This is a genomic window from Corynebacterium sp. HMSC034H07, assembly GCF_001815175.1.
GTDB lineage: Bacteria > Actinomycetota > Actinomycetes > Mycobacteriales > Mycobacteriaceae > Corynebacterium > Corynebacterium hiratae.
On sequence record NZ_KV819538.1, the window covers coordinates 1 to 20,688 of the forward strand.

At 61.3% G+C, this 20,688-nt stretch carries 19 protein-coding genes and 3 tRNA genes; 11 read left to right on the forward strand and 11 right to left on the reverse strand.

Annotated features, from left to right (window positions below; translation table 11 throughout):
- Positions 1-32: 32 nt before the first annotated feature.
- From HMPREF3009_RS09775 to HMPREF3009_RS09785, 3 genes are all read right to left on the reverse strand, one after another.
- A complete protein-coding gene (locus HMPREF3009_RS09775) occupies positions 33-1,133 on the reverse strand; it encodes an HNH endonuclease signature motif containing protein (protein WP_070681648.1) in 1,101 nt (366 codons plus the stop codon).
- A gap of 313 nt (positions 1,134-1,446) precedes the next feature.
- Positions 1,447-2,091, reverse strand: a complete 645-nt coding sequence (locus HMPREF3009_RS09780; RefSeq protein ID WP_070681651.1) for a rhomboid family intramembrane serine protease — start codon at positions 2,089-2,091, stop codon at positions 1,447-1,449.
- 71 nt (positions 2,092-2,162) lie between these two features.
- Complete coding sequence (locus HMPREF3009_RS09785) at positions 2,163-2,693, reverse strand: peptidylprolyl isomerase (protein WP_070681654.1); 531 nt, start codon at positions 2,691-2,693, stop codon at positions 2,163-2,165.
- Positions 2,694-2,762: 69 nt separating this feature from the next.
- Here HMPREF3009_RS09785 and HMPREF3009_RS09790 point away from each other — a divergent pair, with 69 nt between their 5' ends.
- The gene (locus HMPREF3009_RS09790; RefSeq protein WP_070545615.1) at positions 2,763-3,413 is read left to right on the forward strand and encodes an HAD family hydrolase; all 651 of its coding nucleotides are present in this window, start codon (positions 2,763-2,765) and stop codon (positions 3,411-3,413) included.
- A gap of 4 nt (positions 3,414-3,417) precedes the next feature.
- Here HMPREF3009_RS09790 and metE read toward each other — a convergent pair whose 3' ends face one another.
- Complete coding sequence (metE, locus tag HMPREF3009_RS09795; protein ID WP_070545613.1) at positions 3,418-5,682, reverse strand: 5-methyltetrahydropteroyltriglutamate--homocysteine S-methyltransferase; 2,265 nt, start codon at positions 5,680-5,682, stop codon at positions 3,418-3,420.
- Positions 5,679-6,602 (reverse strand): methylenetetrahydrofolate reductase, encoded by a 924-nt coding sequence (locus HMPREF3009_RS09800; protein WP_070681657.1) that lies wholly within the window; start codon positions 6,600-6,602, stop codon positions 5,679-5,681. Before HMPREF3009_RS09800 ends, metE begins: the two co-directional genes overlap by 4 nt.
- 364 nt (positions 6,603-6,966) lie before the next feature.
- Here HMPREF3009_RS09800 and HMPREF3009_RS09805 point away from each other — a divergent pair, with 364 nt between their 5' ends.
- The 5 genes from HMPREF3009_RS09805 (at position 6,967) to HMPREF3009_RS09825 (ending at position 12,179) form a co-directional block, all read left to right on the forward strand.
- On the forward strand, positions 6,967-7,809 hold the full coding sequence (locus HMPREF3009_RS09805; RefSeq protein WP_070681660.1) for a DUF4366 domain-containing protein: 843 nt from the start codon (positions 6,967-6,969) through the stop codon (positions 7,807-7,809).
- Positions 7,810-7,975: 166 nt separating this feature from the next.
- Entirely contained in the window at positions 7,976-8,179 is a 204-nt protein-coding gene (locus HMPREF3009_RS09810) for a hypothetical protein (RefSeq protein ID WP_049156598.1), read from the forward strand.
- Positions 8,180-8,262: 83 nt separating this feature from the next.
- Positions 8,263-9,837 carry an ABC transporter transmembrane domain-containing protein gene (locus tag HMPREF3009_RS09815; RefSeq protein ID WP_070681663.1) on the forward strand — a complete coding sequence of 525 codons (1,575 nt, stop codon included), beginning with the start codon at positions 8,263-8,265 and terminating at the stop codon, positions 9,835-9,837.
- Positions 9,834-11,630: an ABC transporter ATP-binding protein gene (locus tag HMPREF3009_RS09820; protein ID WP_070681665.1), complete on the forward strand. Its 1,797-nt coding sequence runs from the start codon at positions 9,834-9,836 to the stop codon at positions 11,628-11,630. The genes HMPREF3009_RS09815 and HMPREF3009_RS09820 overlap by 4 nt, the downstream gene beginning before the upstream one ends.
- 18 nt (positions 11,631-11,648) lie before the next feature.
- Complete coding sequence (locus HMPREF3009_RS09825) at positions 11,649-12,179, forward strand: GNAT family N-acetyltransferase (protein ID WP_070681668.1); 531 nt, start codon at positions 11,649-11,651, stop codon at positions 12,177-12,179.
- A 57-nt stretch (positions 12,180-12,236) separates the two neighbouring features.
- Here HMPREF3009_RS09825 and HMPREF3009_RS09830 read toward each other — a convergent pair.
- Positions 12,237-12,309 (reverse strand) — tRNA-Ala (locus tag HMPREF3009_RS09830).
- A gap of 187 nt (positions 12,310-12,496) precedes the next feature.
- Here HMPREF3009_RS09830 and HMPREF3009_RS09835 point away from each other — a divergent pair.
- On the forward strand, positions 12,497-13,411 hold the full coding sequence (locus HMPREF3009_RS09835) for a polysaccharide deacetylase family protein (protein WP_070681670.1): 915 nt from the start codon (positions 12,497-12,499) through the stop codon (positions 13,409-13,411).
- 223 nt (positions 13,412-13,634) lie between these two features.
- Here the strand turns inward: HMPREF3009_RS09835 and HMPREF3009_RS09840 are convergent, their stop codons facing one another.
- The 5 genes from HMPREF3009_RS09840 to gyrA all read right to left on the reverse strand — a co-directional run bounded on the left by HMPREF3009_RS09840 (position 13,635) and on the right by gyrA (position 19,108).
- Complete coding sequence (locus HMPREF3009_RS09840; protein ID WP_070681673.1) at positions 13,635-15,404, reverse strand: hypothetical protein; 1,770 nt, start codon at positions 15,402-15,404, stop codon at positions 13,635-13,637.
- Positions 15,405-15,896: 492 nt separating this feature from the next.
- Positions 15,897-15,969: transfer RNA gene (locus HMPREF3009_RS09845), tRNA-Ala, on the reverse strand.
- 9 nt (positions 15,970-15,978) lie between these two features.
- A tRNA-Ile gene (locus HMPREF3009_RS09850) sits at positions 15,979-16,055 on the reverse strand.
- 101 nt (positions 16,056-16,156) lie between these two features.
- Entirely contained in the window at positions 16,157-16,504 is a 348-nt protein-coding gene (locus HMPREF3009_RS09855; protein ID WP_070512874.1) for a DUF3566 domain-containing protein, read from the reverse strand.
- A gap of 3 nt (positions 16,505-16,507) precedes the next feature.
- The gene (gene gyrA, locus HMPREF3009_RS09860; protein ID WP_070681678.1) at positions 16,508-19,108 is read right to left on the reverse strand and encodes a DNA gyrase subunit A; all 2,601 of its coding nucleotides are present in this window, start codon (positions 19,106-19,108) and stop codon (positions 16,508-16,510) included.
- A gap of 79 nt (positions 19,109-19,187) precedes the next feature.
- Between gyrA and HMPREF3009_RS09865 the strand changes: the two genes are divergently transcribed.
- From HMPREF3009_RS09865 to HMPREF3009_RS09880, 4 genes are read left to right on the forward strand one after another with little or no spacing between them, the layout of a single operon-like run.
- A complete protein-coding gene (locus HMPREF3009_RS09865; RefSeq protein ID WP_070681681.1) occupies positions 19,188-19,409 on the forward strand; it encodes a CopG family transcriptional regulator in 222 nt (73 codons plus the stop codon).
- Positions 19,406-19,666, forward strand: a complete 261-nt coding sequence (locus tag HMPREF3009_RS09870; RefSeq protein WP_070681684.1) for a cell filamentation protein Fic — start codon at positions 19,406-19,408, stop codon at positions 19,664-19,666. The genes HMPREF3009_RS09865 and HMPREF3009_RS09870 overlap by 4 nt, the downstream gene beginning before the upstream one ends.
- Before the next feature lie 50 nt (positions 19,667-19,716).
- Positions 19,717-20,163, forward strand: a complete 447-nt coding sequence (locus HMPREF3009_RS09875; RefSeq protein ID WP_070681687.1) for a hypothetical protein — start codon at positions 19,717-19,719, stop codon at positions 20,161-20,163.
- Between the two features lie 10 nt (positions 20,164-20,173).
- Entirely contained in the window at positions 20,174-20,620 is a 447-nt protein-coding gene (locus tag HMPREF3009_RS09880) for a DUF6918 family protein (protein ID WP_070517654.1), read from the forward strand.
- Positions 20,621-20,688 lie beyond the last annotated feature (68 nt).

Consider the following 20,688-nt stretch of genomic DNA (forward strand, 5'->3'; position numbering starts at 1 on the left):
CCGCTACGCACTCCAAAACCGGAAGAGCCGGTTTAGGTATCCGGCGGTACTGCGTCGAGTACGTCCCCGTTAGCCTGCTGCTTCAATGCTGCTTGCGCTGCCTTGTACGCCGGCTGGGACGTAATCGGCTCCGCCCAGGGTGGCACATAACCCACCCCACCCCGCAACCGGAAGACATAGCCAGCACCAGTCGGCTTATCCGGATCATCATCATTAATGCCATTGTGATAAGCACACAACATCGTCAAATTCGGCGGATCCGTGGTCCCACCCGCCTGCCACGGCACCAAATGATGCACCTGACAATAATCCGCCGGCTTATTACACCCCTCACGCGCACACGTCGGATGCTCCGCACTGGCCATAATCCGCTGCTCAAACCCAGCCAAACGCCGCACCCTGTGCAACCACACCGGCCCAATCGTTGGATGCACCAACGTCACATACCCAACCTCAGCAAACTTATAAGAAACAAACTCCCGACCCGTCATCCGCCCACCGTTGGTGAGTACCAGCTCAATATCATCGCCCTCACCCCGCGCAATCTGGTCCAACTCATCCAAGGTCACAACCACATTGGTAGCTACCGCAGGCTTAGTGCCCCCATGCGCCTGGTTGAAAAACACCTGGCCTGCCGCATCCAACAAATCAGCCGGATTAATCGACTCCAACGTCCCGCGCATCTCACTAATGCGCAGCGGCGAATCAGTAATCGTCAACGAATGCGGCCCCACCTTCCGGTACGTCAGACGCACCCCAACCCCCGGCCCCCGCCGCGGCCGCAACTGCTTCAACCTCTCCTTGGCCACCTTCGGGATACGGTCTGCTGGGGTGCCTGCCAAGCGGACACGCAGATTCCACGCATCCAACTCCTTCTTCACCCTGGCGGTATAGGACTCGATCAAACTCAACGTCGCCACATCATGCCTTTGAGCAACCGCAGCCGCACGCGCCTGGCGCTGCTTGCCCGTAAAACGCGTCGGCCCGAAATACACCCCATGCAATCCAGCCAACTCCGCAGCATCAGCCCTTGATGCACCACGCGCGCGTAAATCATCCACACTGCCTACCGCAAGCCCCACAAGATCCAACCCCGAACTGCGATAGGAGAAATAAGTCTCCAAATCCCCCATGCGACAAAGACTAAAACACCACCACCCACCCCGCAACCGGAGCGCTGTTAACACCTTGGGTACAAAGTTATCCACAGGGTGGGGATAACTCTGTGGAAAACGAATTCCACAGCCTTTCTCCACACCCTGTGGATAAGTGTTTTCACGCTTCCCACAGCCCGCACAAAAACTTCGAATTCAACCGATTAAGCTGCTGATCTGCGGTTATCTTGGCGCACACGTTCGGTAAATTACAAAAATGTAGTTATCCACAATGTGGATAACTTGTGTGGAATTCTTTCGCACAAAGGTTTTGGTGGATAACACGCCCGAGTTATCCCCAAAGCCCAGCTCGCAGCGCCGCTAACACGGCTACCACGACAGCAATAAGCCATATCCCCAGCCACCGCAGCCACGTGCGTTTGCGAAAGAGGAATGGTGCCAACAGCAGTCCTGTGAGCAAACCGCCCAAGTGCCCCCACACGGAGACGTTCTCCGCCACGAAGCTGTAGATAACGTTGGCCACCACGAGGACGATGGGTGCGCGCAGGTCTAGACCGCGGCTGCGGTACACACCAATGAGTAGACCCATGAGCGCAAAGAGAGCGCCGGAGGCGCCCACTGTGGGCGTGTCAAAATCCATCCACAGCACCGCGGCCGAGGAGCCCACCACCGAGATAAGGTAGGCCGCCGCATAGAGCGCACTACCCAAAGCGCGTTCTACTTCCCTGCCCACAAAGAGCAGCATCACCATGTTGACCAACAAGTGCCCGGCATCAAGATGCATGAATCCGGCCGTGAGCACCATGGCGGGATGCGCAGCCGCATCCGGCCCCCACAGCGTCCAATCCTGGGCTAAGGAACTTTCGTAATACGGAGTGGCCAGGGTCCTGCCTTGGACGGCCGTGGCCAACCATGCCCCAATGCACAGCACCATGAACACAACGGTGACCGGCGCCGAACGGAGATAATTCTTCACGCAGACTCCTAAAACAACGAGCCCGCCACCACATCACGTGGCAGCGGGCTCGGATGAAAAGCTAAGAACGCTTAGGCGATCTCGATGGACTCGATGACAACGTCCTCAGCCGGACGGTCCATGCGGTCGGTGGAGACCTTAGCAATCTTGGACACAACTTCCTGGGAAGCCGAGTCGGTGACCTCACCGAAGATGGTGTGGTGGTTGTTCAGGTGCGGGGTCGGCGCCACGGTGATGAAGAACTGGGAGCCGTTGGTGCCCGGGCCGGCATTCGCCATGGCCAGCAGGAACGGGCGGTCAAACTGCAGCTCCGGGTGGAACTCATCTTGGAACTGGTAGCCGGGGCCACCACGGCCGGTGCCGGTCGGGTCACCGCCCTGGATCATGAACTGGTCGATGACGCGGTGGAAAATAGCGCCATCGTAGAACGGGCCGGACTGCTCGCCCTTGGCGTTCTGGGTGGTGTAGTCCTTCTCGCCCTTGGCTAGGCCGATGAAGTTCTCAACGGTTACCGGTGCGTGGTTACCGAACAGGTCGATAACAATGTCACCGTAGTTGGTGTGCATCGTTGCAGTTGCGGTCTTCTGAGTCATGCCAGCCATTGTATGGAAATTTCCACCAATGCGTTGTTCCGGCGCGACGCTGTCAGCGATCTGCGTAGGGTTACAAGCATGATCCGCGCCGTTCTCTTCGATCTCGATGACACCCTCATGGACCACACCGCCGCGATGCATGCGGCCGTCGAGGAGTGGCTGCCGGGCGGGCATCACGAGCGCTTCGCGGAGATCGAAAAGAAATGGTTCGCCGCCTACGAGCGCGGCGAGGTGTCTCATCAGGGCCAGCGCGTAGAGCGCTGCCGCGAGTTCCTGGGCCGCCCAGAGATGACGGAGCAGGAGGCGCTGGCGGAATATGACAAGTATCTGGCCGCCTACGAGAAGCATTGGCAGGCGCTTGGCGACGCCCTCCCCACCCTCCAGCATGTCCTATCCCGCGGCCTCAAGGTCGGTGTGCTGACGAACGGGGCCCGTGAGATGCAGGAAGGAAAGCTCAAGGCGGGCGGGCTCGACCTGCCAGGGGTGGAGCTCTTTCCCACCGTGGAGATGGCTAAGCCAAAACCGCACCGAGAGGCCTACCTCGAAGCCTGTCGGCGCTTAAAGGTGGAACCGGGCGTCACTCTCATGGTGGGTGATTCGGTGGCCAATGATGTCGAGGGGGCCCGGGCCGCAGGGCTCCAGGCGCTGCACTTCGATAGGGCCGGAAACGGAGACATCGCCGCGCTCAGCGAGCTGACGGCGATGGACGGTTTAAATCTTTGGATTTAAACCCCTAGAGGCTGGCGCGGACCTCCTCGCGGGCGAGGACCATGTTGCGCAGGGAAGCCTCGGTCTCCTCGTAGCCGCGGGTCTTCAGGCCGCAGTCCGGGTTGACCCACAGGCGCTCGACCGGCACGTTCTTGAGTGCCGCGCGGATGAGCTCGGCCATCTCCGCCACGGACGGGATGCGCGGGGAGTGGATGTCGTAGATGCCCGGGCCGATCTCGGAGTGGAACTTCTCATCGATGTCCTCCAACAGCTCCATGCGGGAGCGGGCCGCCTCGATGGAGGTGACGTCGGCGTCGAGACCGGCAACGGCGTCGATGATCTGGCCGAACTCCGAGTAGCAGAGGTGCGTGTGGATCTGGGTGGTCGGCTTGGCCTCGAGCGCTACGAGGCGGAAGGAGCGCACCGCCCAGTCGAGGTAGGCCTTGCGGTCCTTCTCGCGCAGCGGCAACAGCTCGCGCAGGGCGGGCTCATCGATCTGGATGATGTCGATGCCGGCCTCCTCGAGGTCGCGGACTTCGTCGGCCAGCGCCACGCCGAGCTGGTCGGCGGAGACGGACTGGTGGACATCATCACGCACGAAGGACCAGGCCAGGATGGTCACCGGGCCGGTGAGCATGCCCTTGACGTGCTTCTCGGACAGGGACTGCGCGAACTTCGCCCACTCGGTGGTCATGGCCTTCGGGCGGGAGATGTCGCCGACGACGATTGGCGGACGGGTGCAACGGGAGCCGTAGGACTGGACCCAACCGTTCTCGGTGACGACGAAGCCGTCGAGAAGCTCGGCGAAGTACTGCACCATGTCGTTGCGCTCCGGCTCGCCGTGGACCAGGACGTCCAGGCCCAGGCGCTCCTGCAGCTCGATGACGGACTTCACCTCGTTGCGCAGTGCCTCGGTGTAGTCGGCGTCGGAGAGCTCGCCCTTGCGGTGTGCGGCGCGGGCGGCGCGAATCTCAGCAGTCTGCGGGAAGGAGCCGATGGTGGTGGTCGGCAGCTGCGGCAGGCCGAGGGCCTCCTGTGCCTTGTTGCGCTCGGCGAACTCCGGCTGGCGCTGAACCTGGCCCTCCGGCAGCTGCGCGGTGCGGTCCTGCACTGCCTGGTCGTGGGTGCGGGAGGACTCGGCGCGGGTGCGCACGGCGCGGTCGGCCTGCGCATAGGCCTCCGGGGTGTCCAGCGGGCCGGCGGCGAGTGCGACGACCTCGCGGATCTTCTCATCAGCGAAGGCGAACCAGGTGGCGACGTCCACCGGAAGGGAGGTCTCCGCCTCCACGGTGTGCGGCACGTGCTGGAGGGACACGGAGGTGGTTACGGAAACGCCTTCGCCGAGGCTCTCGAGCTTCTCGCGCAGGTCGCGCAGGTTGGCGGCCCAGACGTTGCGACCGTCGACCAGGCCGGCGGCGAGGTGGGTGGCCTCGGCGAGCTTGGCCACGCGCTCGAGGTAGGAATTATCTAGGGCCAGGGTGCCGACGGACAGATCCACCTGGACCGCTTCCGGCTGCAGCTCGGCGATGACATCGAGGCCAGCGTTGAGGGAACCATAGGGCGTGGTCAGGTAAACCTGCGGGCGCTTCTCCGCGCTCAGGATGCGGCCGTAGGCACTCTTGAGTGCGGCGGCGAGGGTGGAGTCGTCAGCGGCGGCGAGGTCGGCGACCAGGGCGGGCTCGGCGAGCTGAATCCATTCGACGCCGGCGTCGTGAAGCTCAGCCAAGACGGTGAGGTAGGACTCGACTGCCTGATCGAGGTGGTCCAGGGGCTGCTTGGTGGCACCCTCGGCCTGCTTGGACAGCGCCAGCAGGGTCACCGGACCAACGAGGACTGGGCGCACGGTGTGGCCGGCGGCGCGGGCCTCCTTGACGATCTTCAGCACGCGCTGCGGGCGGGCGCTAAAGGTCTGGTCATCGGTGATTTCGGGAACGATGTAGTGGTAGTTGGTGTCGAACCACTTGGTCATCTCCAGCGGCGCGGTGTCCTTGTTACCGCGGGCCAGGGTGAACTCATCATCGAGGCTCTCGCCCTGAGCAGCGCCCACGGTCAGCGCGGTCTCGAGGACATGGTCGTAGTAGGCAACATCGGCCGGGATGGCGTAATCCTCAGTGAGGCCCAGCTCCTTGAGGCGGGCGTAGGTGTCGAGGCGCAGGGAGTGCGCGGCGGATTCGAAGGTCTCGGCGTCGATTTTGCCGGACCAGTAAGACTCCAGCGCGCGCTTGAGCTCGCGGTGGGCACCGACTCGTGGGTAGCCCTCAATCGTGGCCTTGGGGAAGGATGCGGTCATGGGATGACTCCAATTCGATGTAGCAGGTCAGTCGTAATGTCTGGATTGTTGTGCGTGTAGATGTGCAGCCCGTCGGCGCCGGCGTTCATCACCGACTTCGCCAACGAGGCCGTAATCTGCATGCCGATTTCTTTCTCTTCCTCGGGGGAGGTCGCTGCCGCGAGCTGGTCAAGGACCTTGGTCGGCCCGTCCAACCCGGACAGCTGGCACATTCGCTCCACCCGAGCACGGCTGGTCATCGGCATGATCCCGGGGATGAGCGGAATGCGCACACCCGCCAGCCGGGCGCGCTGGGCGAAGCGGACGTAATCCTCCGCGTCGAAGAAAAGCTGGGTAATGGCGAAATCAGCGCCCAGGCGCTGCTTGGCCAAAAGGACGTCGATGTCCTCGTCCGGCGTGGCGGACTCGGCGTGGCCATTGGGATAGCAGGCCACACCCACCGCCAAGCGCCCGGCCGCCAAGCGCGCCACGCGGTCCGATTCCCAGCGGCGAATGAGCCGGACCAGGGAATCAGCATGCGGCAGATGACCTTCGGGCATGCCGCCCTCCGGCAGGTCGCCGCGGAGGGCGAGGAGGCCGCGGACGCCGGCGTCGACCAGCGTGTCGATCCAGCCAACGAGCTCTTCCTCTGTGCCGGCGGTGCAAGCCAGGTGGGCCAAAGGACGCATCGCGGTATCGCGCGAAATCTTCTCAATAAACGCCGCGGTTCCCTCCAGCCACCCGGAGCGCTGGGAGCTGGTGACGGCGATGTAGTCGGGGTTATACGCGGCGAGCGTGGCCAATAAGCGGTCAATCTTGGCGGCGTCCGCATCGTGACGCGGCGGGATCGCCTCGAAAGAGAGAGCGGTGCGCTGTGGACGCTTAGGCGTATCTTCGCTGATTTGGTCTAGTGGCGCGGATGCGGAAAGTCGCGGGGACATGCTCACCTCCTCTGCAGGTTATCGTTGTTTATCGTCGGTGTTGATGTCCCAAAACGTACCAAGCTGTCCATTTCTCGCGAAAGCGTTTTAGCATTGGTAATACCTTTAGAACCCAGTCAGCTGCGCCGTTAACGCAAACCCACAATGAATAAAAACCCGCCTCATCCGTACAAAGCTGTCTATTTTCTTTGAACAGCTCGCGGCCTTTGCGCATATGGTGGCGGGACCTGCGCGCCGCCACTACGCTGAAAGGGAGTATCCAGCGCGAACGCGGGCACACCCCGGTTCGGCGCCGACAATCACTCCATAAACAGTTGTCCAACACAAATCACCTCAGTATTGACATAAAGGAGCACCTGAGCCCATGAACCCCGCCGCCCTGTCCACAGCCATCAGCGCCACCTCCGCCCTGGTGGAGCGCCTCAAGGAACGCCGCGATGAAAAGGCTCGCGAGGCCTACTCCGTCCTAGAGACCGCCGCCGCCCGCATGGAAGAACGTGATGGCGACTGGTTCTCCGAGGCCCGCCGCGAAGCGGGTGCCGTAACCAAGGCCGCGCACTCCCGCCTCGAGCGCGCCCTGGAAGAGCTCAAGGAACGCAGCGAAGAAGCCACCGAGAAGCTCTCCGAAGCTGCCGCGGAGGCCCAGGACAAGGCCTCCAAGCAGTGGGAAAAGACCCAGAAGCAGGCAGAAAAGAAGACCTCCAAGGCCCGCAAGCAGGCAAAGAAGAAGGCTTCCAAGGCCGAAAAGAAGGCCCGCCGCATCAGCGGTAAGAACAAGAAGAAGGGCTCGAAGGTTTGGCTGATCTCTGCACTCGTTGCCGCCCTTGCCGCCATCGGCGGTGGCATCTACTACTTCTTCACCCAGAAGAAGGAGAAGGAATCTGCCGTCCCGCCGCGCGTGGAGGACTTCTCCTCCCCGTCTGCACCGCAGGGCTCCACCCTGGTCTACACCTCCACCACTGAGGACGATGCCAAGAAGGAGTCCGACCTGGCTGAGGAAGGCGTCGTCGAGCGCGATGAGGAGCTGTTGGGCTCCCTGGATGAGCAGTTGGCCAAGCACCGCGAGGAAGAAACCGCTATTCAGGACGCCGTCGAGACCGAAATCGAGGTCAGCAACGCCGACAAGAAGGATGCCGACACCTCCCGCATCACCGACGACCACGAGTCTGAGGGCAAGCACCGACTCCACACCGAAGAGGAGAACTAATCCCCCATCCTTGGGGGTGCGTGTTTCGTTGCCTTGATCTCACTCCTTTGCCTGCACGGGCCCGACCTGCTTGAATCGAGGGTTAATCGGCATCGATCGTGAAGGATCGGTGCCCGCGCGCAGTTTTGCGCGGCTACCCTATCAGCAGCAGGCAAGGAGATCAGGAATGAGCTTCGAATCACTCATCGTCAAGCTCAAGAGTGGGGACACCTTCTATTTTCCGGCCGGTGCCGTCAGCGGTGATCCGTCCACCCGCGTGGATAACCTGCGCTTTGCCATCGAAAACGGCACGCAGTTCACCTCCGTCGATGACTACGGCGTCGACCGCGAGTTCAACGGCTACGACGTGGACAACTACCACTTGGCTTAAGCCGCGCAACCCGTTACAGCGATCCTTCTTCGCTGTAATCTGAATCACCACCTTATGCGCATTGCGCTATAAGATGAGTCCTTATGACTCACTATCCACGCATGCGGACGTGGTCGTGGTACCTCCCCGATGAACCACCTACCGGGGAGGTATCCCTCACTGAGACCACCGACTTCTCTCGGCCCGGCGCCGCCACGTGGCGAATGCTGGGTGCCCAACGCACCGGCGTCATCGGCATCTTCATCGCCACCCTCATCAACGCACCGCTGGGCGCGTTGGTCTCGGTCATCATCGGCCAAACCACGCAGTATGCCTTTTCCGATCCCTCCTGGCGCACCGTAGCCTTGCCGCTTGCGGCCACCGCGGTCATCCTCTACGTCGCCTATATCTGCGAAGCCACAGCGGATGCTTTCACGGATCTGAGTCAGGCCCGCACCACCCACACGCTGCGCCTTAACCTGCTGGATAAGCTGCTGGGTGCCTCGACCGCCGGAATTAGCCCCGGCCGGCTGCTCAACACGATGGATGAGGATTCGCATTACATCGGCCAACTCAAGCAGATCCTCAACTTCCCACTCGTCATGGTCGGCTACCTCCTAGGCGCCGTGGTCAGCCTCGCTCCGGTTTCCTGGCAGGTCTCCGCCGCCCTACTGATCGGTGCCCTCGCCACCGCGCTGGCCTCGTGGGCCACCACCAAGCCGCTGACCAAGGTTGCTGCACGCCGCCGCCAGCTGGAAAACACCGCGTTGTCACTCGCCACGGACTTCGCCCAAGGTTCCCGCGTTATCAAAGGCCTGGGCGCCAAGGACATTGCCCGCCAGCGCTTTTCCGACGCCGCTCACGAAGCCCTAACCACCATGCTCCACGAGGCCAAGCTGTCCTCCCTCATGGCCTGGGTGCGGCAGATGGTCCCCGCCTCCTTTGCGGTGGGCATCCTGGCCTGGACCTCCTGGGAAACCTTCGAAGGCCACATTGCCCCCGGCGGCATGATGGCGATTACCATGCTCGCACCCCCGGCATTGACCGCGCTCGGCGTATCGCTGGGCCTGCTCACCGAGAACTGGGCCAGAGCACGCGCCTCCGTGGAGCGTGTTGGCGAGCTGCTGGGCCAGCTCGATACCACTACCGAGAAGACAACCGGCACGCCTATCGAGCTCTCCCCTGGCCTGCACGTGTGGATGCCCACGACCGCCGCGGGTCGCAGCACCGTGGATTCCTGGGTGCGCTACCTCAACGACAACGGCGCTTTGTGCCCGCCGCACCGCATCTCCGTGCTGGAGGGCACCCTGCAGGACAACGTCGATCCGCTGCGCGCGGCAACCCAAACCCAAACCCACGACGCCCTGCACGCCTCCGCCTGCGAGGACATTGTTATCCGCCTCGGCGGGCTAGGCCCGGGCGGCGAGCTTCCCACCGCACCCATTGGTGAGGCCGGCCTCAACCTCTCCGGCGGCCAGCGCCAGCGCGTCGCCCTGGCCCGCGCACTCGCACTCGATCCCGACGTTCTCGTGCTCGATAACCCCACCACGGGGCTGGATTCGTTGACCCTGGCGGACGTCGCCAAGCGCGTGCGCGAACTGCGCGCCGACAAGACCACCGTGGTAATCACTTCCGCCTCCACGTGGGCCGCCAACGCCGATGAGGTGGTGGAGCTATGAGCCAACAGGATCGCGCGGATGCCTTAGCGCCCGCCTCCCCACAGGAGTGCCTGCGTTTTCTGAAGTCCCTGCCCAGTGCCCCCAGCAGGCTCGGCATCGTCCTCTTCTTCGGCCTGTTTACTGTCACCGTCATCATGATGAACCTGGTCTCCCAGGTGCTCGGCCGCGTCGTCGACATCATCCAGGGCGTGGAGCTCCCCGTCCTTGGCACGGGACGCACAGCCATGGTCGGCGCACTCATCGTCATCGCGGTGGGCTTCCTCGTGGAGGTCACCGGCCGCACCCTGGGCCGCTACCTGGTCACCTCTACCACCCGCCGCCTCTCGGTGGATCTGCGCACCTCAGCACTAGATTCCACCCTCGGTGCCCCCGTGCCGGCCGTCATGGAGCTAGGTACCGGCAACATCATCACGCGCCTGTCCAAGGACATCGACACCGTGGTCATGGCCATCTCCATGATGGGTGACCGCTTGGTGCTCACCCTCTTCATGCTGCCGCTGACCGCGCTCATGATGATCTTCATCCACCCCGCTTATGCGCTGCTCTTCATAGCGGTGAGTTGTCTGCTCTACCCCTTCATCCGCGGCACCATGCGGGATATCCCCGCCATCGCCAACGAGGTCTCCTCGGTGGAGGCCTACCGCAACAACGTGCTGTTGGACACCATCCGCGCACTGGAGACCCTCCGCCAGTTCTCACTCAAAGACTGGGCGCACGCGCGTATGGAGCGCTACTCCTGGGACACGGTACAGGCCTGGGGCGACAAGGTTCCGCTCATCAACCGCATCGTTGGCCAGGGCGCCCTAGCCTTCGCGGTGCTGCTGCTGGGCTCTGTCCTCATGTCTGTGCCCATGGTGATCTGGGGCTGGCTGACCCCTGGTGAGGCCACCGCCGCCGTGCTCTTGGTCATGCGCCTAGAGATCCACGTCTTCAACATCCTCTTCTTCGCCGGTGAGATTCAGCATTCCGTGACCTCCCTCGGCCGCGCCGTCGCCCTGGCCACCCTCGAGGACAGCGCGCACACCAGCGCGAACCAGAAGGACACTCCCCGGCTTAGCGACGCCCCCACCATCACCATCGAGCACCTCTCCTACGCTTACCCCGGTGGGGCGCCAGTGCTTAACGACGTCTCCCTGACCCTCACCGCCGGCACCACCACCGCCCTCGTGGGCACCTCCGGCGCGGGCAAATCCACCCTCGCCTCCCTCGTGGCGGGCCTGCAGTACCCCACAACGGGCACCATCAGCCTCGACGGGATTGATACCGCCACGGTGCCGAATACCTGGATCACCGAGCACGTCGCCCTCATTACTCAGGAAGTCCACCTCTTCTCCGGCACGCTGCGCAGCGACCTGCTGTTGGCGAAACCCGATGCCAGCGATGAGGAACTGTGGCGCGCGCTCAACACCGTGGGCCTCGATGAGAATTCGCGCTGGCTACCCCAAGGCCTGGACACGCTCATCGGCGCCGGCAACGAAGAGATCGGCGCGGAGGCCGAGCAACAGCTCTCACTGGCCCGCATGATCCTGCGCCAACCGCCAGTACTCATCATGGATGAGGCCACCTCCGAGGCCGGCTCTGAGCACGCCGAGGTACTCGAACACGCCGCCAAGGCCGTCACCAAAGACCGCACCTCACTCGTCGTTGCCCACCGCCTGGACCAAGCCCGCGAGGCCGACCGCATCATCGTCATGGAACAAGGCCAGATCGTCGAGGACGGCACTCACGCCGACCTCATCGCTCTGGGCGGGCGCTATGCCTCGGCCTATGCCCAATGGGAGCATGGGAAATAGGTCTTCTCCGCGCCTACCATGGAGCTCATGCATCTTCTTTCCCTTACTGAAGCCGACCGCACCTATCTGGCCCGTATCAACTTCCTTGCCGATACTTTCGGCGATGAGCACAAGGAACTTCCTGAAGGTTTCGAGGAAGGTTTCGACTATTACCTCGGGGGTTGGGAGCCTTCCCGCGGAGGTTTCATCGCTTGGGAGGGCCACGTCCCCGCCGGTGGCGTGTGGCTGAACTGGGGTACGGCTGAACGCCATGGATTTGGCCACGTGGCGGAAGGTATTCCAGAGCTCGCATTGGCCGTGGAGCCCCGCTTCCGGGGCCAGGGTGTTGGCACCCTGCTGATCGACGCCGCCACTAACCTCTCCCGGGAGATGGGCGCCCCGGGCATTTCGCTCTCAGTGGCTAAAGACAACGACCGCGCACACCGCCTGTATCTCCATCTGGGCTTCGAGCCAGTGAGCGAAAGAGATGGCCACATCGTCTTGGTCAAGCGCTTCGGCAGCGACGCCAATTCCGAAGGCAGCGACAAGGCCACATCAGAAGACAACTGATCAACAAGACCAGAAAGACCAGAAAACCTAAAAGGCGCTCACACAGTGAGCGCCTTGTGGAGCATAGGAGAATCGAACTCCTGACCTTCTGCTTGCAAAGCAGATGCTCTACCAATTGAGCTAATGCCCCAGCAGCTACATAGCGTACTCCTTGTGCGCCCATCTACGAAATCATGACCGGCAGAAGAGTCCCCACCAAGCGCGGTAACTTTCGTCACTTTAATTAACCCAAACCTCTTTAGTTGCGTGTCACCTGAGAAAACAGCATGCGAAAGAGGGACAATGAGTCGTCTCTGAAACTTTAGTGGAAGGTCGTCATGCGCCGAATACTCCTCCGCTCCGTGGCCGCACTCACGTTGGCTGCCACCGTCACGGTCCCACAGCAGGCAACTGCCCAGGAGCTGCCCACGCTGCCGCAGCCATCCATCCCGCAGCCAACGATTCCGACTGTGCAGGACATGCGCAGAGAAGTAGACCGCATCGAGTACGAGGCCTACAAGGCCCTGCCCAAGGAGCTACAGGACAATCCAGTTTTCGCCGGGTCCTCACGCCCGGCGGCGACTCAGAGCGGCAAGCCACGAGCAGACAAGCCCGACCAGGCTGACAAGGCGAAGTCCCAATCAATAGCGGACGATACCTGCTCCAATTGTGTGGCCATCACTTATGACGATGGCCCAGATGCATTGACGGGCCAGCTTCTCGACACCTTGAAGGCCAAGGACGCCCACGCCAGCTTTATGGTCCTAGCTCCTCATGCCTATGCCCATCCCGAGCTCCTCCGGCGCATGGAAGCGGAGGGCCACACCGTGGGCAACCACACCGATACACACCGCGAACTGAACAAGCTTCCCGCGAATGACGTTGACGCCGAAATCAAATCAGGTACCGCTGCCATCAAGGCAGCAACTGGCGAAACCCCTCGTTGGCTGCGACCACCCTACGGTGCAACGAACCAGACAGTCGCCCACGCGGCCAAGAACAACGGACAAGCACAAGCCCTGTGGAGCATTGACACCCTAGATTGGAAGGACCGCAACTCCGACCATATCTGCGCTGCAGCCGTGGACGGCGCCCAAGCAGGCGACATCATCCTCATGCATGACATTCACGCCACGACTGTCGACGCCGCCCCATGCGTCATTGACGGCCTCCGTGCCAAAGGTTTAGAGCCAGTTTCGTTGGACACCCTCATCCCTGACCCCGAACCTGGACGCCAGTACCTCAATAGATAGACCAAGAGGTAACGGCCCAAGGTCAGGTCATGCCGTAGGTGCAAGCTAACACAAGTAGCTTGCCCTACGGCATTCTTCTTTACGTAGATGCGCCTGCAGTTACTGTTCGCTATCTGCCCGATTAGGAGCCGGTTTAAAACACAAAGAAGCACCCCACCAAGTGGTGGGGTGCTTCCTAAGCTCTGGCTCCGTTAGGGGCGAAGCCGATTCAAGCTAGCTTGAATTAGAAGGGGAGCTTGATGTTCAGAGCCTTAGCAATTGCCGGGAAAGCAGCTGCGATTGCGGCCAGGACACCAGCGACGATGCCGAAGATAGCGAGCGGGGTCGGCTTGCCATCGTTGGACAGCTTGTCCTTGATGTCGGAGGACTTGTCATCCTTGTTGTTGCCCGGCTTGGTAGCGCCGTCGTTGGAGCCGTTGTCGCCGCCCTTGTCGCCACCAGCGAGGTTCTCGAGGGCGTCAGCAATACGCTGGCGGTCCTTGGCCTCCTGCTCAGCGCGCTCGCGCTCAGCCTTAGCCTGCTCCTCAGCAGCCTTGGAGTCAGCGATCTCCTTCTGAACGCCATTGTCAGCGTTCAGAACCTGACGGTAAGCCTCTTCGTACTCGAGGTTGTAGTTGGACGGTCCGAACCAGAGCTGCTGTGCAGCAACCTTCATTGCCAGGTAGTCGAGGCGCTCCTCGTCAGTGTCACCGTCCCAGACAGCAACCGGGGAGTCACCGTACGGGCGCTCCGGGTTCACGAAGTTGCCCGGGATCTTCGGGGTCCAGATGCGGTTGCCGTCGAAGTTAGCCTTGTCGGAAGCCCAGTTCTTGAAGCCCTTGAAGTTTTCAATCTGGTCCTCGTAGACATCCATGTTCTTCTGCTTAGCGATGGAGACAACGCCGGTCTTGTGAGCGATGAGCTCTTCGTAAGCCGCGCGGAGGGTCTTCTGCTCACCGTTGACAACGACGGTGCCGTTCTCGTCGGACTCACGCAGCTCCAGGACGCGAGCGCCGATAGCGAACTCAGCCTCCATTGCGCGCAGAACGCGAACCTGTGCGTGTGCCTGGTCCAGGTAGCCCTGGCGAACCAGGATATCGGCACCCTGTGCACCGCGGGAAGCCTCGAGGGCGGCCTTGCGAGCCTCTTCCAGCTCTGCACCATCAGCCTTGAGCTGCTCGAGCAGCATCTCAGCGTCAGCGATCAGCTGCTCAAGGAGCGGAACGTAGTCACGAGTGATGTAGCTGTCCTCGCTCTTGTCAGCACCGCGCCAGCCAGCGTAGTCGAGGCGCTCCTTGTAGGTCTCGATGGTCTCCTCGAAGATCTTGATGTTCTTCGCCGGGGTCTTCTGAACGGAGTTGAAGTCCTCCGGGTCGACCGGGCTCAGCTTCGGAGCCTGCAGCGCCGGGAGGCCAGACTTGTCCTCGTCGTTGACCTTGTTCTCGACCCACTTGTTAGCCTTGTTCAGGTCGCTCTCCAGCAGGCCGAGCTTGGACGCGTCCTTGCCGTGGCGCTGGCCGCCAGCGGCGTTGGTAACGGTGTTGTTGTAGTCGAAGGCCTTCTCTTCGTAGTTAGCCCAAGCCTTGTCAGCGCCCTTGTCGTTCTCCAGTGCGTAAGCTACGGAAGCGCGAGCAGCCTGAACGTTCTTCTCAGCCTGTGCGAGCTGCTTGGTAGCCTCGTTGGCTGCAGCCTGGTAAGCCTTGTGGTCTGCCTGCTCGGAGCGGTCAAGACCGTCGGTGTTAGCAGCAGCAGCAGCTTCGTAGAGCTCGTGGAACTGGTTGTTGTTGACGATGTAGTGGTGGGTTGCACCTACGAGGTCGCGGAGCTGAGCCTCGGTGACGTTCTTAGCTTCAACGTCCTTGCCCAGGGATGCGTCCGGCTCGTTGAAGCCGCCGCCCTGGATGTTGGAAGTGTTGGTGTCCTGAGCGAAAGCCGGGACTGCAACACCGGAGACACCGGTGGCAACTGCGATAGCACCTGCGAGAGCAGCGGTGCGAACACGGTTCTTGAACATGTAATTCCCCTATGAGAGTTGAGGTCGGACTGTGAAAATTATCTTACGATAACCGTCGTGTAGGGCGACGCTAGCAATCGTTCTTCATGAATGATCTTCACATTCTCAACGAGTAGTGCAGCTTTTGTCGCTGCAGCAAGATTATCGAAGTCTGGCGGGTCTTTCCAGTCAAACACAACTTATTTTTAAAGTTTTTCCAACCAGCTGGCGGCGATGCCTCGCATTCTTGCTGGTAGGTGGCGTTCTTTTATACAGGAGTTGAAATTGAAACTATTTCGAACCTTTGTGACAGCTGTGAATGAACTACCCCTATCTGGGTAATAATTACACGAATGTCATTGGACTTGCTAGGGTGTCGGCCTAACTTTCACCCCTTGCTCCCCCTGATACCTGGAACGGGTGAGCTGTATAAGTTTTCGTGGGGCTCGTGGGGAAAAAGGAAAGACGCCCAGCTTCGTTGTCGTCGCTGAGCGTCTTTCCTTATTTATATTGTGGAGCATAGGAGAATCGAACTCCTGACCTTCTGCTTGCAAAGCAGATGCTCTACCAATTGAGCTAATGCCCCATTGTTCCGTGGTGGGCCTAGCTGGAATCGAACCAGCGACCTCATCGTTATCAGCGATGCGCTCTAACCGACTGAGCTATAGGCCCTTGACCGGAACGAGTAGTTACTCTACATAGGACCGGCGATTTATTACAAATCGCCTGGTCACATGCATTATTTGAAGCTCTTTTTCCTTCACTTTGTATCGCTATTGATGCGGCTCATCTTGCAGGCGGATCTTGAATCCACCAAAGACGTCCACGATGGCGTTATATATAACAGCCATGAGCGGCGCCAGGATCGTCATCAGGACGGCGATGATGGCGCCGAACAGGGCGGCTGCAGAGACGACCAATCCGAAGGAGACCTCAAAGCCGCCGCCGACACCGCCAACAAGGCTGTTCAAGGAATCCCAGATGCCCGCCTGGTCAAGGCCGATGTACAGCAGGCACACTGCGATGATCCAGGCCACGAGGCCGACGAGGGACATGGCCAAGCCAACGCGGAACGCCGACATGGGCGAAATCCGGGCTAGGTGAAGCTCTCGTCCAATCATGGGTTACTCCTCGTCCTTATCGGAGTCCTTGCCTTCGCCCTTGGTCGCATCCTTCGACTGCTTGGAGTCTTCTCCAAGCTTGAGGTGCTCGGGCTTGACGTCCTCAACGGACTTTTCACCCTTGGCAACTGCCTGGGCGTCTTCTTCGCCGTCGTCCTCAACGTTGCGGTCGATGGCCAGCAGCTCGACGTCATCTGCCAGGTTGACCAAACGCACGCCCATGGTGGCGCGGGAGCTCGGGCGAATCTGGTTGACTTCGGTGCGAACAACACCACCTGCAGAGGTGATGGCAAAGATCTCGTCGTCCTCGTCGACGGCGATTGCTGCAATGAGCTTGCCGCGCTTTGGCGTGTACTTAAAGGTCATCACGCCGAGGCCACCGCGGCCCTGCGGTGTGTACTCCTCGATGGCGGTGCGCTTGCCGTAACCACCAGAGGTAGCCACCAAGAGGAACTGGCCGTCATTGACCACAGACATGGACAGCAGCTGGTCATCGCCGCGGAAGCGCATACCCTTCACACCGGCGGTTGCGCGGCCCATCGGGCGCAACTGGTCATCGTCCGCAGTGAAGCGGATAGCCTGGCCCTGCTCAGAGGTGAGAAGGATGTCATCGCCCTCGTTGACCAGCTGTGCACCGATCAGCGCATCGCCCTCATTGAGGTTGATGGCGATAAGCCCTGCGGAACGTGCGGACTCGTAGTCGGTCAGGCGGGACTTCTTCACGCGGCCCTGCTGGGTAGCAAGAACCAGGTATGGGGCGTCCTCGTAGGACTGGATCTGAATGACCTGGGCAATTTTCTCCTCTGGCTGGAACTCCAGCAGGTTAGCCACGTGCTGGCCACGAGCGGTGCGGCCCGCCTCCGGGAGTTCGTAGGCCTTGAGGCGGTAGACGCGGCCGAAGTTGGTGAAGAACAGGATCCAGTCGTGCGTGGAGCAGACGAAGAAGTTCTTCACAATGTCATCCTGCTTCAGCTCCGCGCCGCGCACGCCCTTGCCGCCGCGCTTCTGGGCCTTGTAAGCATCGACCTTGGTGCGCTTGGCGTAGCCAGTGGCCGTAATGGTGACCACGACGTTCTCACGGGCGATGAGGTCCTCATCGCTGACGTCGCCGGAGGCGGCAACGATCTGGGTGCGGCGCTCATCGCCGTACTTCTCGACGATCTCCTCCAGCTCATCGTGGACGATCTGACGCTGGCGTTCCTCGCGGGCCAGGATGTCCTTGAGGTCCGCGATGATCTCCTCGATCTCCGCCAACTCATCGATGATCTTCTGGCGCTCCAGGGCGGCCAGACGGCGCAGCTGCATAGCGAGGATGGCATCGGCCTGGACATCGTCGACGTCGAGAAGCGCCTTCAGACCCTCACGTGCCTCATCAACCGTGGGGGAACGGCGGATGAGCGCGATGACCTCATCGAGCATGTCGAGCGCCTTGACCAGACCGCGCAGAATGTGGGCGCGCTTTTCGGCTTCATCGAGGCGGAACTGGGTACGGCGGACGATTACCTCGATCTGGTGGGCCACGTAGTAGCTCAGCATCTGATCCAGGCGCAGGGTGCGCGGCACGCCATCCACGATGGAAAGCATGTTGGCGCCGAAGGAGGTCTGCAGCTGGGAGTGCTTGTACAGGTTATTAAGGACAACGCGGGCTACGGCGTCACGCTTGAGGGTGACCACGATGCGCATACCCACGCGGTCGGAGGATTCATCCTCGATCTTGGCGATTCCGGCGATCTTGCCGTTGACCACAGACTCCGCGATATTGGAAATCATGTTGTCCGGATTGACCTGGTACGGCAGCTCAGTGATAACGATGGTCTGGCGGTTGCCCACCTCCTCAATGGAGGTCACGCCGCGCATACGGATGGAACCGCGGCCGGTGGTGTAGGCATCCTTGATGCCCTGGTCACCCACAATGAGGCCCGCAGTCGGGAAATCCGGGCCCTTAACGCGCTCCATACAGGCAGCCAAAGCTTCTTCCTCAGAAGCATTCGGGTTATCCAGCAGCCAGTAAATGGCTTCCGCCAATTCGTTGAGGTTGTGCGGCGGAATGTTGGTGGCCATACCAACAGCGATACCGCCGGAACCGTTCATCAGCAGGTTCGGAACGCGGGAGGGCAGAATCGTCGGTTCCTGCGTCTTGCCGTCGTAGTTCGGTGCGAAGTCGACGGTGTTTTCGCGGATATCGCGGACCATCTCCATGGCCAGCGGCGTCATGCGGCACTCGGGGTAACGCATAGCTGCCGGGCCGTCATTACCGCGGGAGCCGAAGTTACCTTGGCCGTCGACCAGCGGGTAGCGCATGTTCCACGGCTGTGCAAGGCGCACGAGGGTGTCGTAGATGGCGGAGTCACCGTGCGGGTGGAACTGACCCATCGTGTCCGAGACCGGGCGGGCGGACTTTACGTAGCCACGGTCTGGGCGGTAGCCGGAGTCATACATGGCGTAGAGGATGCGGCGGTGAACCGGCTTGAGGCCGTCGCGCACCTCCGGCAGGGCGCGGCCGACGATGACGGACATGGCGTAGTCGATGTAGCTCGACTCCATCTCCTCATTGATGTCAATTGGTTGGATGCGATCGAAGAGATCACCGTTGTTATCACTCATAAGGCCCTATCGTACCGTTTAACGACCTCTGAGGCTGTTTCTGGCTCGGACGTGGTATCACCGTGATACCATTCTCGCCATGGCTATGACACTGCGCCTGACCCCAGAGCAAGACCACGCGCTGACCTTGTTGGCTTCCGCGCAAGGTAATTCCAAGCACGAGGCGGTGGTCCGCGCCGTCGTCGCGGCAGCCGCGCGGACCCTTTCGGATGCTGAGGTCCAGGACACCGCGCGCCGGCTGCTGCCCGGGCGCTCGGAATTGGAGGCGGAGATCCGCCAGGCTCGGGGCTCGCGCAAATGAGTGTTGAGCAACTGATTGTGATCGCGCGGGAATTCTGCCGGGCATATCGCGTGCGAATAACCAACTTCGCCGCCCTAGCCGCCGCGGCCGCCGCGAGCACGGCAACCATCGAGGGGATTGCCGTGCACGGCAGCCGTGCCGCGGCCGCGCAGTCGCTGGAGACGGTCTTGCGCTCAGTGCCCGCGTTGAGCGGAAAGAATGAAGAATTCGCGCGATTGTGCGCGCAGGTCTATCTTTCTGTTGCAGAAGTTATGTAAGTTAAACGTGATAAAGAAGTCTCTATTCCCTTCTGAGAAAGGAATTCCCTATGTCCTCTATGTCTTTGAAGAAGTTCCTCGCCGCCGGCGTTGTGGCTACCACCCTCACCACTTCCGTAGCCCCCGCCGCGAGCGCTGAAACCACGAATGATGATTGGAAGGCCAACGTAAATCCCGACTTCGAGCAGGGCGAAGGCGGCTCCTCCCTGACCGGCTCCACGCCCATCGACATGACGCTCATCATCGGCGGTTCCATCGCTGCAGCGATGGCACTGCTCAAGCTCGTCGTGGATAACAACCCAGCCCTGCGCGCCCAGGCAGATGAATTCGCCGCGCAAATCGGCATGGCAGGCTCCTCCGGTTCGTCCGAGCACAACCGCCTCTACGAGGGTGGTCTCGACTTCGACCTCGAGCGCCTAGCCCGCACCAATGGTTTCCCGGAGATTGCTGACCAGATCGCCGCGCTCAAGGCAGGCTCCAGCGCCCCGGCACAGTAAGCTCGCCTGTATGACAAACCTCTCCCAACTCCTCCAGTCTCCTACCCGCAACGCCGTGGTGGCGGACTTGTCCACGGCAGCAGACGACGCCGTAGCATCCCTGACCGGTATCACCGGCATGGCCTTCAAGGGCGCTTTGGTGGCCGCAAAGAAGGCAGACTCCAAGGTTCTGTCCAAGGGAATCAACCAGATGCTGCCGGAGCTGCTCAACACCCTGGATTCCTACTGGAAGGAATTTGAAGGCTCTGAGCAGTCCGATTTCGGCACCTACCTGGACGGGCGCAGCGGCGAAGTTACCGAAGCCATCATGGCTGCGGCTGATAGGGCCGCCAAGGACATTAAGGCCCCCGGCATCGCGCGCACCTACAAGTCGCTGCGCGGCAAGGCCTCCTCCATCTTGGAGCCCAACGTGGCGACCATCGGCCGCGTTCTGCAACGCCACATGGATACCGTATAAGTGGATTAGCTTTTTCGGGCCGCAGACACCGAAGAACAAAAGACCAGCACCTCTTTCTGAGGGCTGGT

Excerpts from the sequence above, each read along its gene's own strand:
- HMPREF3009_RS09775 (WP_070681648.1), bottom strand. The coding sequence starts at position 1,133 with ATGGGGGATTTGGAGACTTATTTCTCCTATCGCAGTTCGGGGTTGGAT.
- HMPREF3009_RS09785 (WP_070681654.1), bottom strand. The coding sequence starts at position 2,693 with ATGGCTGGCATGACTCAGAAGACCGCAACTGCAACGATGCACACCAAC.
- HMPREF3009_RS09790 (WP_070545615.1), top strand. The coding sequence starts at position 2,763 with ATGATCCGCGCCGTTCTCTTCGATCTCGATGACACCCTCATGGACCAC.
- metE (WP_070545613.1), bottom strand. The coding sequence starts at position 5,682 with ATGACCGCATCCTTCCCCAAGGCCACGATTGAGGGCTACCCACGAGTC.
- HMPREF3009_RS09800 (WP_070681657.1), bottom strand. The coding sequence starts at position 6,602 with ATGTCCCCGCGACTTTCCGCATCCGCGCCACTAGACCAAATCAGCGAA.
- HMPREF3009_RS09805 (WP_070681660.1), top strand. The coding sequence starts at position 6,967 with ATGAACCCCGCCGCCCTGTCCACAGCCATCAGCGCCACCTCCGCCCTG.
- HMPREF3009_RS09810 (WP_049156598.1), top strand. The coding sequence starts at position 7,976 with ATGAGCTTCGAATCACTCATCGTCAAGCTCAAGAGTGGGGACACCTTC.
- HMPREF3009_RS09815 (WP_070681663.1), top strand. The coding sequence starts at position 8,263 with ATGACTCACTATCCACGCATGCGGACGTGGTCGTGGTACCTCCCCGAT.
- HMPREF3009_RS09820 (WP_070681665.1), top strand. The coding sequence starts at position 9,834 with ATGAGCCAACAGGATCGCGCGGATGCCTTAGCGCCCGCCTCCCCACAG.
- HMPREF3009_RS09825 (WP_070681668.1), top strand. The coding sequence starts at position 11,649 with ATGGAGCTCATGCATCTTCTTTCCCTTACTGAAGCCGACCGCACCTAT.
- HMPREF3009_RS09835 (WP_070681670.1), top strand. The coding sequence starts at position 12,497 with ATGCGCCGAATACTCCTCCGCTCCGTGGCCGCACTCACGTTGGCTGCC.
- HMPREF3009_RS09840 (WP_070681673.1), bottom strand. The coding sequence starts at position 15,404 with ATGTTCAAGAACCGTGTTCGCACCGCTGCTCTCGCAGGTGCTATCGCA.
- HMPREF3009_RS09855 (WP_070512874.1), bottom strand. The coding sequence starts at position 16,504 with ATGATTGGACGAGAGCTTCACCTAGCCCGGATTTCGCCCATGTCGGCG.
- gyrA (WP_070681678.1), bottom strand. The coding sequence starts at position 19,108 with ATGAGTGATAACAACGGTGATCTCTTCGATCGCATCCAACCAATTGAC.
- HMPREF3009_RS09865 (WP_070681681.1), top strand. The coding sequence starts at position 19,188 with ATGGCTATGACACTGCGCCTGACCCCAGAGCAAGACCACGCGCTGACC.
- HMPREF3009_RS09870 (WP_070681684.1), top strand. The coding sequence starts at position 19,406 with ATGAGTGTTGAGCAACTGATTGTGATCGCGCGGGAATTCTGCCGGGCA.
- HMPREF3009_RS09875 (WP_070681687.1), top strand. The coding sequence starts at position 19,717 with ATGTCCTCTATGTCTTTGAAGAAGTTCCTCGCCGCCGGCGTTGTGGCT.
- HMPREF3009_RS09880 (WP_070517654.1), top strand. The coding sequence starts at position 20,174 with ATGACAAACCTCTCCCAACTCCTCCAGTCTCCTACCCGCAACGCCGTG.